The sequence below is a fragment of the Sphingobacterium sp. LRF_L2 genome (assembly GCF_965644235.1).
In the GTDB taxonomy this organism is placed as follows: Bacteria; Bacteroidota; Bacteroidia; order Sphingobacteriales; family Sphingobacteriaceae; genus Sphingobacterium.
In genome coordinates this window covers 55,344-72,120 of the sequence record NZ_CBFFRI010000002.1, presented here as the reverse complement: position 1 = coordinate 72,120, position 16,777 = coordinate 55,344, and the positions used below count along the sequence as shown (strand labels likewise).

11 protein-coding genes and 1 tRNA gene are annotated in these 16,777 nt (G+C 38.3%); 4 read left to right on the top strand and 8 right to left on the bottom strand.

All coding sequences use genetic code 11. The features are described from left to right. Nucleotides 1-32 precede the first annotated feature (32 nt). A complete protein-coding gene (locus ACSZOX_RS03400; protein WP_437918358.1) occupies nucleotides 33-641 on the bottom strand; it encodes a WbqC family protein in 609 nt (202 codons plus the stop codon). Between the two features lie 76 nt (nucleotides 642-717). On the opposite strand from ACSZOX_RS03400, the gene ACSZOX_RS03395 reads away from it, so the two are divergent. The 4 genes from ACSZOX_RS03395 (at nucleotide 718) to dapA (ending at nucleotide 5,657) form a co-directional block, all read left to right on the top strand. Further along, nucleotides 718-1,584 carry a lysophospholipid acyltransferase family protein gene (locus tag ACSZOX_RS03395; RefSeq protein WP_437918356.1) on the top strand — a complete coding sequence of 289 codons (867 nt, stop codon included), beginning with the start codon at nucleotides 718-720 and terminating at the stop codon, nucleotides 1,582-1,584. Further along, nucleotides 1,581-2,612, top strand: coding sequence for a glycosyltransferase family 2 protein (locus tag ACSZOX_RS03390; RefSeq protein ID WP_437918355.1), 1,032 nt, complete (start codon nucleotides 1,581-1,583; stop codon nucleotides 2,610-2,612). Before ACSZOX_RS03395 ends, ACSZOX_RS03390 begins: the two co-directional genes overlap by 4 nt. A 122-nt stretch (nucleotides 2,613-2,734) precedes the next feature. Beyond that, nucleotides 2,735-4,759, top strand: coding sequence for an NAD-dependent DNA ligase LigA (ligA, locus tag ACSZOX_RS03385; protein WP_437918353.1), 2,025 nt, complete (start codon nucleotides 2,735-2,737; stop codon nucleotides 4,757-4,759). Nucleotides 4,760-4,775: 16 nt separating this feature from the next. Next, nucleotides 4,776-5,657: a 4-hydroxy-tetrahydrodipicolinate synthase gene (dapA, locus tag ACSZOX_RS03380; protein WP_437918351.1), complete on the top strand. Its 882-nt coding sequence runs from the start codon at nucleotides 4,776-4,778 to the stop codon at nucleotides 5,655-5,657. 86 nt (nucleotides 5,658-5,743) lie between these two features. On the opposite strand, the gene ACSZOX_RS03375 is transcribed toward dapA, so the two are convergent. The 7 genes from ACSZOX_RS03375 to ACSZOX_RS03345 all read right to left on the bottom strand — a co-directional run bounded on the left by ACSZOX_RS03375 (nucleotide 5,744) and on the right by ACSZOX_RS03345 (nucleotide 16,601). After that, entirely contained in the window at nucleotides 5,744-6,616 is an 873-nt protein-coding gene (locus ACSZOX_RS03375; RefSeq protein WP_437918350.1) for a hypothetical protein, read from the bottom strand. 221 nt (nucleotides 6,617-6,837) lie between these two features. After that, nucleotides 6,838-9,105: an aconitate hydratase gene (locus ACSZOX_RS03370; RefSeq protein WP_437918348.1), complete on the bottom strand. Its 2,268-nt coding sequence runs from the start codon at nucleotides 9,103-9,105 to the stop codon at nucleotides 6,838-6,840. A 54-nt stretch (nucleotides 9,106-9,159) separates the two neighbouring features. Then, nucleotides 9,160-11,931, bottom strand: a complete 2,772-nt coding sequence (locus ACSZOX_RS03365) for a bifunctional aconitate hydratase 2/2-methylisocitrate dehydratase (protein WP_437918346.1) — start codon at nucleotides 11,929-11,931, stop codon at nucleotides 9,160-9,162. 511 nt (nucleotides 11,932-12,442) lie between these two features. Beyond that, on the bottom strand, nucleotides 12,443-13,123 hold the full coding sequence (gene rpe / locus ACSZOX_RS03360; RefSeq protein WP_437918344.1) for a ribulose-phosphate 3-epimerase: 681 nt from the start codon (nucleotides 13,121-13,123) through the stop codon (nucleotides 12,443-12,445). Between the two features lie 903 nt (nucleotides 13,124-14,026). Further along, the gene (locus ACSZOX_RS03355) at nucleotides 14,027-14,152 is read right to left on the bottom strand and encodes a hypothetical protein (RefSeq protein WP_437918342.1); all 126 of its coding nucleotides are present in this window, start codon (nucleotides 14,150-14,152) and stop codon (nucleotides 14,027-14,029) included. A gap of 110 nt (nucleotides 14,153-14,262) precedes the next feature. Further along, nucleotides 14,263-14,352, bottom strand: a tRNA-Ser gene (locus ACSZOX_RS03350). A gap of 107 nt (nucleotides 14,353-14,459) precedes the next feature. Then, nucleotides 14,460-16,601: an HD family phosphohydrolase gene (locus tag ACSZOX_RS03345; RefSeq protein WP_437918340.1), complete on the bottom strand. Its 2,142-nt coding sequence runs from the start codon at nucleotides 16,599-16,601 to the stop codon at nucleotides 14,460-14,462. Between the last annotated feature and the right edge of the window lie 176 nt (nucleotides 16,602-16,777).

Below are 16,777 nucleotides of genomic sequence, written 5' to 3'. Positions count from 1 at the left end.
AAATCGGCTCGATTGTTTTAGAGCACTTTACTTTATAGAAAATTTTTACTTTGTGGACCTTGATTAAAAAGCAAATCAATAATACTTAAATCGGGAATAAAACCATGTCTATCCTCAAAAACTTGGTAATACGTCTTTGGAGTAGACCATATCGAAGCCTTTTTCGGGTGAATAGATTCTCTATAATCATATCCTCCTCCCTCTTTTTTATATTCCTCCGTAAAAGAAATATCTCTAGATAATTTAAGGCATTTCAGAATCAATTCAAGCTGTTGAACATTAAAATCGAAAAGAAAATCTATCTTCTTTTCGTAAAAAACCCTAAAGTCATCCTCGTAGTATTCGAAATATGCCGAACTACGATAAGCCGTTTGCAAACTGAGCCAATGCAGGCGCTGCCAATCGTGTTCGTAGTTTATCCGAATGTCTTTCACAGGCACGCGCTCTTTTCTACCGTGAAGAATAGGTATAATCAGGTCAAGTACACCATTCGCCGTCGCTATCTTTGCTCGCGTTCTGTAAGTTTGCTTTGGATAATGTTCAAAACGTTCCAGCAGGATAGATTTATCATATTCCTTTATCTTATGAAAATAAGTAACAGGAGGCAAATAAAAAGCCGGAAAAAGCAAGGATGATTCCATCGATTTTAACTATTTTAGGCAAAAGTAAACTTATTTAGGGATATTTGCAGGGAATCCAACGAATTTGACCGTATTCATGAGAAAAAAAAGTATAGCTACGCTATTGTATATTGTTTCTTTACTTCCATATTGGCTATTGTATAGCATCTCCGATTTGCTATATATATTGCTTTTTTATGGATTTAAATATAGGAAGAAAGTCGTTTACTCGAACCTAACGAACTCTTTCCCACATAAAACAACAGACGAAATTCATGAATTAGCAAAAAAATTTTATAAATTTTTTCCGGATCTTCTGGTTGAAGCAGTCAAGATGAGGACAATTCGCGCGGAGGAAGTTGTCAAACGCATTGAGTTAATTAATGAAGAAGAGGTATTGCGTCATTTCGCACAAGGAAAAGGTGTTATTGGTGTCACGGCCCATTATGGTAATTGGGAACTAGGGATACACCGTTTATCCTTAATGACCAACTATCCGAGGCTTGTTATCTATAAACCTCTTAACAACAAAGATTTCAATGACGTCTATAATAGTCTACGTTGTCGATTTGGCGCAACTATGGTTCCAATGAAACAAATTCTTCGGCATATCGTCCGATTGAAAGGAACCCCTCATATCAGCATGTTTGTTGCGGATCAAACCCCAACCTATCAAGATTCCGATTATTTTATGGAATTTCTAAATCAGGATACGTTGGTGTATACCGGTACGGGGCGTATAGCAAAAATGACAAATAACCCCGTTGTATATTGTCATATCGGCAGGAAGAAAAAACGCGGATACTATTTTTGTAAATTCACCACCTTGGTAGAAGATCCAAGTGTATTTAAGGAACACGAAATTACGGAATTACATAATCGCTTTACTGAAGAAATGATTAAAATACAGCCTGAATATTGGCTTTGGTCACACAAACGCTGGAAACGAAAACGCAGATCATGAAATATTATCCTCGAGTCGCCGTCGTTATACTGAACTGGAATGGAAAGTTCTTTTTAGAAAAATTTCTTCCGTCGGTATATAACAGTACATATCCTAATGTCTCCTTTTATGTAGGAGATAATGCTTCTACGGATGACTCTGTCGCATTTGTAGAAACAAACTACCCCTCTATAACCATCCTGCATAACACCAAAAATCTGGGATTTGCGGGTGGATACAATGAGATACTAAAGCATGTAGAGGCCGACTATTTTGTATTATTGAACTCCGATGTGGAAGTTACCCCCTCTTGGATAGAACCTGTTATATCTTACTTAGAGTCCAATCCGACCGTAGCTGCTGCACAGCCCAAAATATTAGCGTATCATACAAAAGAGTTTTTTGAACATGCAGGTGCAGCAGGAGGATTAATAGACGGATACGGTTACCCCTTTTGTCGCGGGCGGATATTAAACGAAATCGAAAAAGACCAAGCCCAATACAATGACTGTCGAGAGATATTTTGGGCTAGTGGTGCTGCATTTTTTATTCGGACGCATGCATGGCGAGAATCTGGAGGTTTCGATCCAGACTTCTTCGCACACATGGAAGAAATCGATCTATGTTGGCGATTGAAACGTATGGGCCATGGAATCGCTTATGTCGCTGATGCTGTTGTTTATCACGTAGGTGGAGGAACCTTAAATGCCGGAAACCCGCAAAAAACTTATCTGAATTTCCGCAACAACTTAGTCATGTTGCAAAAAAATCTATCTTTCACACGTTGCTTTTGGGTAATTTTTGTCAGGTTATGGCTAGACCTGTTGGCACTTATCAAATTTCTAACTGAAGGAAAGTTTGGTGATGCCTGGGCCGTCAGTCGATCGCATCAATACTTTTTCTTGCATATATTTAAAAATGCAAAAAAAAGAAAACGATTCGGCAAAAAAGAAAACGAAAAAGGCTTTTATACAAAAAGTATTATTTGGGATTTTTACATGAATAAAATCCGAAAATTCTCCATGTTGAAAGTTGAAAATTTCAAGTAACCTGTCACTTATCGAATAAATTTATTTTCTCAATTTAGACAGTTGGCTCCAGGTTTTCGATTTTAACGAAAAACTTGGTTTTAAATTTAATTAAGGGCTTTTATTTCTTAAATTTGCTTTCTATGTTAGCAGATATCCAGGAAAGAATTGCCCAACTAACGAAAGAGTTGAACGAATACAATTATCAGTATTATGTACTCGCTAATTCGCTAATTTCGGATTATGATTTCGATCAAAAACTGAAAGAATTAGAAAGCTTAGAAGCACAATATCCAGCGTTTATCGATTTAAATTCTCCTACTCAAAAGGTCGGTGGAGACATTACCCAAAAATTTAATACTGTTCAACACCGTTGGCCGATGATGTCATTGGGCAACACCTACAGCGAACAAGAATTACGCGATTTTGACGAACGTGTTCGGAAATCAGTAGGAGATAATGTACAATACGTTTGTGAATTGAAATTCGATGGTCTTTCGATTTCGTTGACCTATGAAGAAGGCAAACTCATCCGCGCCGTCACTAGAGGCGATGGAACCCAAGGAGATGAAGTTACGAATAATGTAAAGACGATACGTAGCGTTCCTCATCATTTAACCAAAGGCAATTTCCCAAACCTCTTCGAAATAAGAGGAGAAATATTTATGCACCGGGCAGCTTTCGAACGGCTCAACAAAAAGCGAGAAGAAAATAATGAGCAGGTGTATGCGAATCCACGAAATTTTGCTTCTGGAACGATCAAACTACAAGACCCCAAAGAAGTCGCCAAACGACCTCTAGATTGTTTTCTTTATTTCTTATATGCTGATAACAGAAATAAATTATTTGACACGCATTGGGACAGCATACAAGCTGTAAGAAGTTGGGGATTTCAAATATGTCAACACACGAGTTTATGTAATAATATCGAGGAAATCATCAAGTTCATTTCCTTTTGGGATCAAGAACGGTACAACCTTTCCTATGATATCGATGGAATTGTGATAAAAGTTAACGATTATGCGCAACAAGAAGAGCTCGGTTTTACCGCAAAATCTCCGCGTTGGGCGATTTCGTACAAATATAAAGCAGAACGAGTAGAGACACAATTAGATCGAATTACCTATCAGGTGGGACGTACTGGCGCTGTAACACCAGTTGCTAATTTGAAACCAGTTTTATTAGCGGGTACAACTGTCAAGCGTGCCTCTCTTCATAATGCCAATGAAATCGCTCGATTAGATTTACATGAAGGCGATACTGTTTATGTAGAAAAAGGCGGAGAAATAATTCCTAAAATAATTGGGGTAAATGGAGAAAAACGTGCTGTTGGAACCGCCCCAATAATTTACCCTAGCGTTTGTCCTGAGTGCGGTACTCCTTTAATTCGCCAAGAAGGTGAAGCCGTTCATTACTGTCCGAATGAAGAAGGCTGTCGCCCACAAATTGTAGGTAAACTACAACATTTCATAGGTCGTAAAATGATGGATATCCAAGGAATGGGAGACGAGACAATGGAAACTTTTTATAAGTTAGGACTCCTCCGTAAAATTGCTGATATATATTCGCTAAAAGACCATAAAGAAGAACTAAAAACGTTAGATCGATTTGGAGAAAAGTCTATAGACAATATGCTCACAGGTATAGAACAATCAAAAGAAAAACCTTTTGAAAAAGTACTCTTTGCACTTGGAATACGACATGTAGGCGAGACAATCGCAAAAAAACTAGCGATACATTTTAAAAACATTAATGCAATAATTACGGCTTCAGCTGAAGAAATGGCCGCAGTTCAAGATATTGGAGGGCGTATTGCAGAAAGTGTTTATAGCTATCTACATACCCCACAGCATTTACTTGAAATCGGGAGATTGCAAGAAGCGGGCTTAAATTTCGAAATAGAAGAACAGGAAATTGTCTTTGCAGGAGATACTTTACAAGGCAAAACATTTTTAATTTCTGGGGTTTTTGCTAACTTCTCAAGAGAAGAATTGGCACAACTGATCGAGTCTTATGGTGGAAAAATGATATCTTCAATTTCAGCAAAGCTGAATTACTTAGTTGCAGGAGATAAAATGGGGCCATCAAAATTAGCAAAAGCCGAAAAATTACAGATTCCGATCATATCTGATCAGGATCTTTTAAGTATGATTAATCAAAAAAATTAAACTATAATAATATACGATGAACGAGCTTCAAGGAGCAGGCGTAGCTTTAGTTACTCCATTTAATGCAGATGGATCGATTGATTATGAGTCTTTAGGAAACCTAATTGACTTGCAGATCGACGGAGGGATGAATTATTTAGTGTCACTGGGCACTACAGGTGAAACAGCAACACTCACATCGGAAGAACGAAAACAGGTTTGGGTATTTACCGTAAAACATGTTGCGGGCAGAATACCTCTTGTAGCAGGCATAGGAGGCAACAGTACGCAAGAGATAGTCAAACAAATTAGTGAATTTGATATAGCAGGTTACTGTGCGATTCTTTCTGTCTCTCCTTACTATAACAAACCAACTCAAGAAGGCATCTATCAACACTATAAAGCTATTGCTGAAGCATCTAAGCTTCCCATCATTTTATATAATGTTCCCGGCAGAACAGGTAGTCATGTTTCGGCAGCGACGACCCTCCGTTTAGCAAAAGAATTTAATAACATCGTTGCAACGAAAGAAGCTTCAGGAAGCTTTGCCCAGTTCAGCGAAATTATGCGTGACAAACCAGCAGAATTTGCGCTTATTTCCGGAGATGATCCGGTCACTCTACCGATGATGGCACTGGGTGCTGCAGGAATAATTTCTGTTATCGGAAATGCTTATCCTGCAAAAGTGGCCAAGTTAGCGGGCTACTGTACAGCAGGCGACTATCTACAAGCACGTATTGTCCACAACGAATTATTGAAAATAACAGATTTATGTTTTGTAGAAGGCAATCCCGCTGGTGTAAAATATATTCTTAAACAATTAGGTGTTATCCAATCTGATTATGTTCGCTTACCATTGGTGCCTGTAGGCTCCATTACACAAGCGGCAATTGAAACGGAAATCAAAAACCTTCGCTAAGAAAACCCTAAAATAAAAAAGGCTTGTTTATTTTCAAGCCTTTTTTATTTTAAACTTTCTAGTTCAATATCTATTCTCTCGTAAAATTAAAAACGAACACCCAGTACCCAGAAATTTTCAAAAAACCAAATTCCTTGGGTTGCCTTATCTACCCCTCTCCTACCCGTTGTCCGAATATTTCTCAAGTCTGTATAACCTGTTTTAAAAGTACCTTGTAGGTATAGCCCTTTCCAAAAATGATATTGAACACCAACTTTAGCAGAAGCTCCGTATCCAGCTATATTCCAATAATGATTTCCCCCTTCACCAAATAAATGCGCATCTGTTCTAGGAATCAGTAAACCAACATCCAAACCAGTTTCCGTATTAAGCACCTGTTTTCCTTTTCTATTTACATAAATATCATCATAACGTTCCAAACCAATCGATGCAAAATTATAGCCGTCAGTATGCTCGAAGGTCAGCATCGCAGAATCCACGGTGATATATTCTCCATTATATGTACCGGCTTTTGAACCAGTAGGAAGACCTGGATTTGAAATTTCGTCACCGATGTATCCCGTGATACGGACAGATTGTGGAACATCCATAACGTATTTCATATGGTCCCAACCCAATGAAATACTATAGTTATCTTTAATAAAGTAGCCAAAATGCAAGTTAAACTGCGGAACCGTAATGCGTCCTGGATTTATGTAAGTCATCGAAAGCTTAGTGGGTCTGTCACCAGCTTTCACATCATGAAGTGTAAAATCGTAATTGGGTCCCGTAAAATGAATATCCGATTTCGCATAAGAAGAAAAATTATACCCCCAATAGGCAAAGAATTTCCCTTTGTTACTTTCTAAACGTTGATTCTTTGTTTTAAAAATACTTTTTGCGATTTGCCCTTGTTCTTGAGCAAACACAACTATCCCCCCTAGCAAAAGAGAACTTAATGTTAATATTATCTTTTTCATGTGTTATATATTCAACTCAATCGGCTAGCCAATTATGGCATAGCCAAGCCTTTCATCTTTTAGATGATGATATAATCAAATTAGCACTTTTCACAACTATTAAGGCAATTAGATTGACGGGGATGTCAACCCTAATAACAAAACAACACCTTTTATTTATACGGTTACAAAAAGAAAGGTCACATGGGAATTGTGACCTTTCCATATCATCGAAATTACAATTATTTCGCTTGATTTTTACGAATAATATTTAATGCTCCTCCAGCCTTAAACCACTCAATTTGCTGCGCATTATAAGTATGGTTCGCAGATATTTTATCTTGAGAACCATCCGTATGATGAAATACGAGCGTCAATGATTTTCCTGGAGCAAATTCTGTTAAACCTAAGATATCAACAGTATCATCCTCTTGAATCTTGTCGTAATCGTCTTTATCGGCAAATGTCAACCCAAGCATTCCTTGTTTTTTTAGGTTAGTCTCGTGAATCCGAGCAAAAGACTTAACCAATACCGCACGTACACCCAAATGACGTGGTTCCATTGCTGCATGTTCACGAGAAGAGCCCTCCCCATAATTTTCATCACCTACTACAATAGATCCAATACCCGCAGCTTTATATGCACGTTGCGTTGCCGGAACACCTATATATTCACCTGTCAACTGATTTTTCACAGAATCAGTTTTTTCATTAAAAAAATTAACAGCACCAATCAGCATATTATTGGATATATTATCCAAATGCCCCCGGTATTTTAACCAAGGACCAGCCATAGAAATGTGGTCAGTGGTACATTTACCTTTAGCCTTAATCAAAAGCTTAAGTCCAATTAAGTCCGTTCCCTCCCAAGGATCAAAAGGTTCTAACAATTGAAGACGATCAGAAGTCGGTGAGACATCAACAGTAACAGCAGAACCATCTTCCGCAGGCGCTTGATACCCCGCATCTTCTACAGCGAAACCTTTCGAAGGCAATTCATCTCCCATAGGAGGATCTAATTTCACTTGTTCACCATCGCGGTTGGTCAAAGTATCCGTTACCGGATTAAATCCCAAGTCACCAGAAATTGCGATAGCAGCTACCATTTCCGGAGAAGTCACAAACGCATAAGTATTCGGGTTTCCATCAGCTCGCTTTGCGAAGTTGCGATTGAAAGAATGGACAATAGTATTTTTTTCTTGTTTATCGGCACCAGCACGATCCCACATTCCGATACAAGGTCCACAAGCATTCGTAAAAATTGTTGCGTTAAGTTCTTCGAACGTCTTAAGCAAACCATCACGATCAGCCGTATAACGAACTTGTTCAGAGCCAGGATTAATACCGAATTCAGCTTTCGTAACTAGACCTTTATCTATAGCTTGTTTAGCTATAGAAGCAGCTCTTGCTAAATCTTCGTAAGAAGAATTGGTACAAGACCCTATTAAACCCCACTCTACTGTCAACGGCCACCCATTTTTCTCAGCTTCTTCCCGCATGTGAGAGACAGGTGTATACAAGTCAGGAGTGAAAGGTCCGTTCAACGAAGGCTCTAACTCGGAAAGATTAATTTCAATCAGCTGATCAAAATAATTTTCAGGATCAGCATATACCTCCGGATCGGCAGTCAGATGTGACTTAATAGCATTGGCAGCATCCGCTACTTCAGCACGTCCAGTAGCGCGTAGATAACGCTCCATCGAAACATCATAACCGAAAGTAGACGTTGTGGCACCAATTTCCGCTCCCATATTGCAAATAGTACCCTTACCTGTACAAGATAAAGACTCAGCGCCTTCACCAAAATATTCTACTATAGCTCCAGTCCCACCCTTTACCGTCAAAATACCAGCTACTTTCAAAATTACATCTTTCGGAGCCGTCCAACCGCTTAATTTACCAGTCAACTTCACACCGATTAGCTTCGGAAACTTGAGCTCCCAAGGCAATCCTGCCATTACATCACAAGCGTCAGCTCCACCTACCCCAATAGCAACCATCCCCAAACCACCTGCATTGACAGTATGAGAATCCGTTCCAATCATCATCCCACCAGGAAAGGCATAATTTTCTAAAACAACTTGATGGATAATACCTGCTCCTGGTTTCCAAAAGCCGATACCATATTTATTTGAAACAGAAGACAAGAAATTGAACACTTCAGAACTTTCGTTTCTGGCACGCGTCAAATCCTGCTCAGCACCATCTCGAGCTTGAATCAGGTGATCACAGTGAACGGTGGATGGAACGGCCACTTTAGCACGCCCTGCTTGCATAAATTGCAACAAAGCCATTTGTGCTGTAGCATCCTGCATAGCAACACGATCTGGTGCAAAATCCACATAGGAAGTTCCACGCTCGTAAGCCTCTGCTGCATTCCCATCCCACAAGTGAGCATACAAAATTTTCTCCGATAGGGTTAAAGGCTTATTGACAACCTTACGTGCCGCAGTTATGCGTTCATCATATTGGCTGTAAACCTTTTTAATCATTTCTATATCAAACGCCATATCCTTTTAATTTTAATGTCTATTCACTAAACCCGTTAATCTAAAACGAACAAACTACCCAACCAACTGTTTCAACGGAGGTGCAAATTTCGTCAAATTAATACCTCTTACTGCAATTTTATATTCTTCAATATTTGGAATACGTCCGAGGATAGCAGATAATACAACTACCGGAGTAGAAGCGAGTAGCGATTCTCCTTTCTTACGCTCTGAATCCTCCACAACCCTACCTTGGAAAAGACGAGTTGAAGTTGCCAGGACTGTATCTCCTTTAGCAGCTTTCTCTTGGTTTCCCATACAAAGGTTACAACCTGGACGCTCTAAATACATCATATTTTCATATTCCGTACGTGCCGTGCTTTTTGGTAAAAGATCACTGAATTCAAAACCAGAATATCGTTGTAACACATCCCAATCACCTTCAGCCTGAAGTTCGTCAATAATATTATATGTCGGAGCAGCGACAACGAGCGGAGCTTTAAACTCGACCTTCCCTTGTTGCTCTTCCAGATTTTTTAACATCTGAGAAACAATCTTTAAATCGCCCTTATGAACCATACATGATCCAACAAAACCTAAATCTACCTTTTTATCGCCACCATAGTAAGAAAGTTCACGGATGGTGTCATGTGTATATCGTTTTGACACATCATCATTGTTAACATCAGGATCGGCAATCATTGGTTCCGCGATTATATCAAGATCGATAACGACCTCAGCATAGTATTTAGCATTGTCATCAGGAGTTAAAGCAGGTTTTTCACCCGATTTAATTTCTACAATACGCTTATCAGCCTTATTGATCAAACCTTGAAGGACATGTTTTTCGTTATCCATTCCTTTATCGATCATGATCTGAATTCTTCCTTTCGCAATCTCTAGAGACTCGATCAATGTATCGTCCTCTGAAATACAGATAGAAGCTTTTGCTTTCATCTCTGCGGTCCAGTCTGTAAAAGTAAAGGCCTGATCTGCAGGAAGGGTACCAATATGTACCTCTATAATTCTTCCTTGAAACACATTCTCACCAGCAAATTGCTTCAGCATTTGTGCTTGTGTGGCATGTACCACGTCGCGAAAATCCATATAATCCTTCATTTCCCCTTTGAAGGTCACTTTCACAGATTCAGGAATTGGCATGGAAGCCTCTCCTGTAGCTAGTGCAAGTGCGACTGTTCCTGAATCCGCACCAAAAGCAACACCTTTTGACATACGTGTATGAGAGTCACCACCAATAATAATAGCCCATTCATCTACAGTAATGTCATTAAGAACTTTGTGAATAACATCTGTCATTGAGTGATATTCACCTTTTGGATCACGGGCAGTAATCAAACCGAAGTCATTCATAAACTTCATGAGTTTAGGAATATTCGCTTGTGCTTTTTTATCCCAAACAGATGCCGTATGACATCCTGATTGATAAGCCCCGTCAACTATCGGAGAAATTACTGTAGCAGCCATAGATTCTAGCTCTTGAGCAGTCATCAATCCAGTCGTATCCTGAGAGCCTACAATATTAACTTCAACACGAACATCCGACCCCGCATGTAATATTTTCCCTGGAGTTACGCCAACAGCATTTCTATTGAAGATTTTTTCTACAGCCGTTAATCCTTGTCCTTCAACAGAGATTTCTTTAGAAGGTGCAAAAACAGATACAGCTTCTACACCTAATATCTTGGCAGCTACGGTCTGTATCTTTTTACCAAATACAATAGCATAAGAACCTCCTGCTTTTATAAACTCCATTTTTTGTGGTGTGAAAGACTTCGTTAAGTCTATCAATTCTTGTTCACCATTATAAAGTTTTTTCTTTCTTGTATTGATAGTTAGTACGGTACCAGTAGCAACAGAATAAACTTCTTCAAGTACAGGTTCTCCTTTTTCGTTACGCACAACATTTCCTTCAGCATCAACCTTCTTTACCCAGTTTTTAAGATCAATACCTATCCCACCTGTTACATCCACTGTCGTAAGGAAAATCGGAGAAATACCATTTGTCCCCCCAACGATAGGTGCTATGTTGACAAAGGGTACATACGGACTAGCCTGTTTACCTGTCCAAAGTGCAACATTATTCACCCCTGACATTCTTGATGACCCTACTCCCATAGTTCCTTTCTCAGCAATTAACATCACGCTGGCCTCAGGATATTTCGCTTGAAGCGCTTTAATTTCATCTTGAGCAGCAGGCGTAATCATACATTTACCATGAAGCTCACGATCGGAACGTGAGTGTGCTTGATTACCTGGTGAAAGTAAGTCGGTAGAAATATCCCCTTCGCCAGCAATGAAAGTCACCACCTTAATTTCTTCAGCAACTTCAGGTAGTTGTGTAAAGAATTCAGCTTTAACGTAACTTTCAAGAATTTCTTTTGCTATAACATTTTCTTCCTCAAATGCATTTTTTAAACGTTCTATATCCGCATCGTAAAGAAAAACTTGTGTCTTCAACACCTTTGCTGCTTCTGCTGCAATACTCAAATCAGTCCCTAATGCCAAATCCAGCAAAACCTCGATAGATGGCCCTCCCTTCATGTGAGATAGCAATTCAAAGGCAAACGCTGGATTGATCTCTTCCAAAAGGGATTCTCCTAGAATAATTTCCTTTAAAAATTTTGCTTTCACACCCGCGGCACTCGTGGTTCCCGGCAATGTGTTATAAATAAAAAAACGAAGAGAATCTGCTCTATGCGGATTATTCACATCTTTAATCTGTGTGATGATCTCACTTAGCAACTCTGCTCCGTCAATTGGTTTAGGGTGAAGTCCTTGTTGTTTTCTTTCTTCAATCTCCTGTATATAATCGTTATAAATACTCATCGTATAGAAGTTATTTTCAAATCAAAAAGCAATAAAGAAAAGCGCAATGCCATATTTTCTGTACCACCTTCCATTATTAATGTAAGCTAAAATAATACCATTCCAATTTTACACTCCAATAAATATAAGAACCTGACATTTCTACAACTTTTACAGCCATTCTTTCTTGCCGAAAAGAGAGATTCTGACAATTACGCGCTTCGATATGTAGAGCTAAACTGCCAAATGCTCCGTCCTATTAGCAAAACCGAAGAAATCTCTTTTAGTCTTTCTAAATCAGAAGTCATTGTTATTTATCAAGTGATGTACTATGTTAAAACTAAATCTGTTATCCAGATTTCGATTCACAACAAAAATACAAAAAAGAATAGCTTTTAGATAGATTCCTGCCAAGCCAAACACTAATTTGGAATAAATCCAAACAATAGCTTCCTAAAAGAACTACTACGAAAAAAGCAATCTAAGGAAATTAGATTGCTTCTTCCATTAACCGAGTTAAGCAACTACATAACTATACATTCTGTAAGCCTTTTCTTAACTTCTTCAGCTGCAAAATTGCATCTGTAGGATCACTCGCTGCAAAAACATTACTCCCAGCAACCAAAACGTCTGCGCCGGCTTCGAGCAGCAAACCTCCGTTATGCACCCCTACGCCACCATCTATTTCGATTAGCAAACCATCATTTACACCTGCTGCCAGATTTCTAAGCTCTTTTATCTTTGTATATGTTTGTTCAATAAATTTTTGGCCACCAAAACCAGGATTAACAGACATAATACAAACCAAGTCTATATCACGAATAACGTCTTTTAATAAACTTACTGGCGTATGAGGATTAAGAGCTACACCTGCTCTACAGCCTAATTCTTTGATCGCAGCTAAAGTACGATGAAGGTGTGTACACGCTTCGTAATGCACCGTGATACCATCCGCTCCAGAAGATTTAAACAAACCGAGATAACGATCAGGATCTACAATCATTAAGTGCACATCCAAAGGCTTCTTTGCATACTTAGCAATAGCATGCAGAACAGGAAATCCAAAGGAAATATTAGGCACAAATACCCCATCCATAATATCAATATGAAACCAATCGGCATCACTATTATTGACCATTTGTATTTCATCATACAGCCTTGCAAAGTCTGCCGCTAATACAGAAGGGGCTATCAAATGTGGATTTATAGACATTTTCTTTTTTTAAACAAATATACATGAAGTTTCGGAAGAGTGCCTGTTTAGAAAATTTTAAATAAAAAAAGACCATTGAAAATCAATACGTTTTTTATCGTCCTGTCAGAGAGCGCGGGATTACAGTCGAAAACCTAATCTCATTTTTAACTTCTTTGAATGGAAAACAGCAAAAAATCACACTGTTTTTTTTCCAAGTCAGAGAACAATTAAACAGAATCATGACACATTTTTTTTAAAACAACTCCACACAAAACAATCGTTAGAAACCTAAAATTAAAACTTTCAAGATAAGGTATGCAAAAAAAATACAAGTATGATCTATACTGACACATACATGCAATACTCCAATACAAGTATGATCTATGCCAATACAGACATGTGATACGCCAACACAAGTATGATCTATGACAATACAGGCATGTAATGCGCTAACACAAGTATGACCTATGCCAATACAGGCATGTGATACGCCAACACAAGTATGATCTATGACAATACAGGCATGTAATGCGCTAACACAAGTATGATCTATGACAATACAGGCATGTAATACGCTAATACAAGTATGATCTATGACAATACAGGCATGTAATGCGCCAACACAAGTATGACCTATGACAATACAGGCATGTAATACACCAATACAAGTATGACCTATGACAATACAGGCATGTAATACACCAATACAAGTATGACCTATGACAATACAGACATGTAATACACCAATACAAGTATGACCTATGACAATACAAACATGTAATGCGCTAACACAAGTATGATCTATGACAATACAAACATGTGATACGCTAACACAAGTATGATCTATGACAATACAGGCATGTGATACACCAATACAGGTATGAAATAGGCTATACTTTTCCCTTCAGCACACTAAACCATTTACGAACCAATTTCAGTTCGCTCGGGCAGAAGCACACACTTCTGCCCTTCCTGACATCCAATATGCCCCTGTTTTCGAAGATTGGCCAAAGTCGCACGAAGTGCATCTTTAATATAAGCTAGCAATTTATGGACATTTTGGAATTCCGATTGTCCCCCATTTTGCTACCTTTTTTACCGCCTATGGTAAAAATAAAAAGCCAACATCCTATCTTTTAGAATGTTGGCTTTTGTCTTGGCGGAGAGGGCGGGATTCGAACCCGCGGTACCGTTTCCAGTACGACAGTTTAGCAAACTGTTCCTTTCGGCCACTCAGGCACCTCTCCGTGTTTTGACAGTGCAAACATAACGCAAAAATTTCAATCTGCAAAGCGTCTACACGTATTTTTTAACAAAATTCAATAACCTTCTGACTGTCAAAATGATTTTTTATTTACACGGATGTATTATCTATTTTTTTATTTACATCATAATCAATACGTACGTGATAGATACTCTTCAACATCGCTTTAAAGATGTCAGAAACCTCAGTAATGTCGCGCATTGTGATATTAGCATCCATAAATTGTCGCTGCGTTATTTTATAATCAATAATTTTATCAACAAGCCCATTTATGGAAGCTTCAGTTGGTTCTTTCAAAGCGCGAGAAGCAGCCTCAACAGAGTCCGCCATCATCAGTACCGCTGTCTCTTTAGAAAACGGAATAGGCCCTGGGTATCTAAAAATACTCTCATCTACGAGCTTATCCGGATTATTCTTTAAAAATACATTGTAGAAATAGTCGACACGCGTTGTTCCGTGATGGCTACGGATAAAATCTATAACAACTTCAGGAAGTAAATTCTTTTTCGCCATTTCCACGCCTTTATGAACATGCGAAATAATAATTTGAGCAGACTGCTCCGGTGTAAGTTCCTCGTGCGGATTTGTTCCACTTTTTTGATTCTCAATAAAAAACAATGGATTCAGCATCTTGCCTATATCGTGGTAAAGAGCTCCAGCGCGAACCAAGAGTGGATTGCCACCAATCTTGTAAATAGCCGCTTCTGCCAAATTAGCAACCTGCAAAGAATGCTGGAATGTCCCTGGAGCTTTCAAGGACAATTCCCTCAAAAGTCTAGAGTTACTATTGGTCAGTTCCATGAGAGTAAGATCAGACACAATACCAAACAATCGTTCAAAGGCATAAATCAACGGATAAGCTAGCAACGTAAGCCCTACACTAACGATAAACGGCACAACATCAATCCAATAAATCGAATTAATACTACCATTACGCGTCAGAACGAGACCCAAATAAGCGACAATATAAGTGGCGAGGATAACGAGTGAGGAAAGTAAAAACTGTTCCCGCTTAACCAACGTTTTAATGCTGTAAATAGCTACCATACCCGCTATAAACTGCAGAAATACAAACTCATAGCTGTTAGGGACAAAAAGTGCTGCAATCAATACCATTAATAAGTGAATATTTAGAGCGACACGCGTATCGAATAATACCCGAAAAATGATAGGTACACTACAATAAGGAATATAATATAGGTTGGGGATTTTCATATTGATAGCCCACGATAATACCCCTAGCATAGCTAAAATAACAATCAGAATAATAAAAACAAGTCTATTGTTGTAATATATGGATGTCCTAAAAAAATACAGAAACACCATGAGAAGCGTGATACATAGTGAAATCATAATAAATTGACCAAAAGCAACAAAATTCTGGTTCCCACTGATACGAGCCTCGTCTTCAAACACCTTACGTAAAGACTCTAATTTTTGGTAGGTTTCATTATTGATAATTTTATCCTTTTCTGCAATAAGTTCCCCCTTTTGTACAACCCCTCGTGTCATGGAAATATTGGCCAGTGCATTTTGTTCGACCTTATTCGTCAAATTCTCATCAAAAATATAGTTAATGGTAATGTAGTTTTTTAAGACTTCGGTCAACCAGTTTTTCTTTCCAATTTTCGTATTCTTCTGAATAGCTTCCGATACATATTGATTTGCAGATTCAATCGTAAAAATATCTGCAGTATTTTTTTGTTGCGCGATGTTTTCGTGAATGAGCGTAAAGTTATATTGGCTTTGGGTCCTATCTAGCTTATCAGAATTACCACCTTTATTTTGATAACGATTGTTTAAAGATACGATACCTCGATTGTAGACATAGTTTAATAAAGCATTTCCTACACTTTGATAGCTCTCCATATTCTGATCAATCAGCGAGTCCATATTACTGATTTGCCATTTTTCGGCTATATCGGTATTAAATTGATCGATCTGCTCTTTACTGATACTGATATTTAGATTATAGATAGGCTGAACTGTCTTCAAAATCTGTTCTTTGTCCCTATTAAGCTCCTCTTGGGTTTTTAATATCGCAAAATTATAAGGAGACACAAGATTGTCATGATTCCAAGCTTTTCCTTTTTGAAACTCATACCTAAATCGGGGTTGTTTGGGGAGAAAGATACAGATCAGCACAATCGCCAAAATAACCATTGCAAATTTCACGATGAATGAATTGCTTTGGTTTTTTCCCCGAATATAGTTTATCTTAAGTTTTGCCACTTATTTTCCTTTTTAATGTTTACCAATTTAAACCTACAACAAATGTACTATTTTATAGGTTTAAACGTAGTCGTCATTAATTTACGAAAAGTTTGCGCATTACTTATTCTAAGGCTATCGGCTATATTTAATTCTTCGCCCTCTGGTTATTCCTTTGCAAGGCCATATTATTAAAT

Bases quoted from the DNA above. Each gene is read 5' to 3' on its own strand.
- ACSZOX_RS03400 (WP_437918358.1), bottom strand. From the start codon at position 641: ATGGAATCATCCTTGCTTTTTCCGGCTTTTTATTTGCCTCCTGTTACT.
- ACSZOX_RS03395 (WP_437918356.1), top strand. From the start codon at position 718: ATGAGAAAAAAAAGTATAGCTACGCTATTGTATATTGTTTCTTTACTT.
- ACSZOX_RS03390 (WP_437918355.1), top strand. From the start codon at position 1,581: ATGAAATATTATCCTCGAGTCGCCGTCGTTATACTGAACTGGAATGGA.
- ligA (WP_437918353.1), top strand. From the start codon at position 2,735: ATGTTAGCAGATATCCAGGAAAGAATTGCCCAACTAACGAAAGAGTTG.
- dapA (WP_437918351.1), top strand. From the start codon at position 4,776: ATGAACGAGCTTCAAGGAGCAGGCGTAGCTTTAGTTACTCCATTTAAT.
- ACSZOX_RS03375 (WP_437918350.1), bottom strand. From the start codon at position 6,616: ATGAAAAAGATAATATTAACATTAAGTTCTCTTTTGCTAGGGGGGATA.
- ACSZOX_RS03370 (WP_437918348.1), bottom strand. From the start codon at position 9,105: ATGGCGTTTGATATAGAAATGATTAAAAAGGTTTACAGCCAATATGAT.
- ACSZOX_RS03365 (WP_437918346.1), bottom strand. From the start codon at position 11,931: ATGAGTATTTATAACGATTATATACAGGAGATTGAAGAAAGAAAACAA.
- rpe (WP_437918344.1), bottom strand. From the start codon at position 13,123: ATGTCTATAAATCCACATTTGATAGCCCCTTCTGTATTAGCGGCAGAC.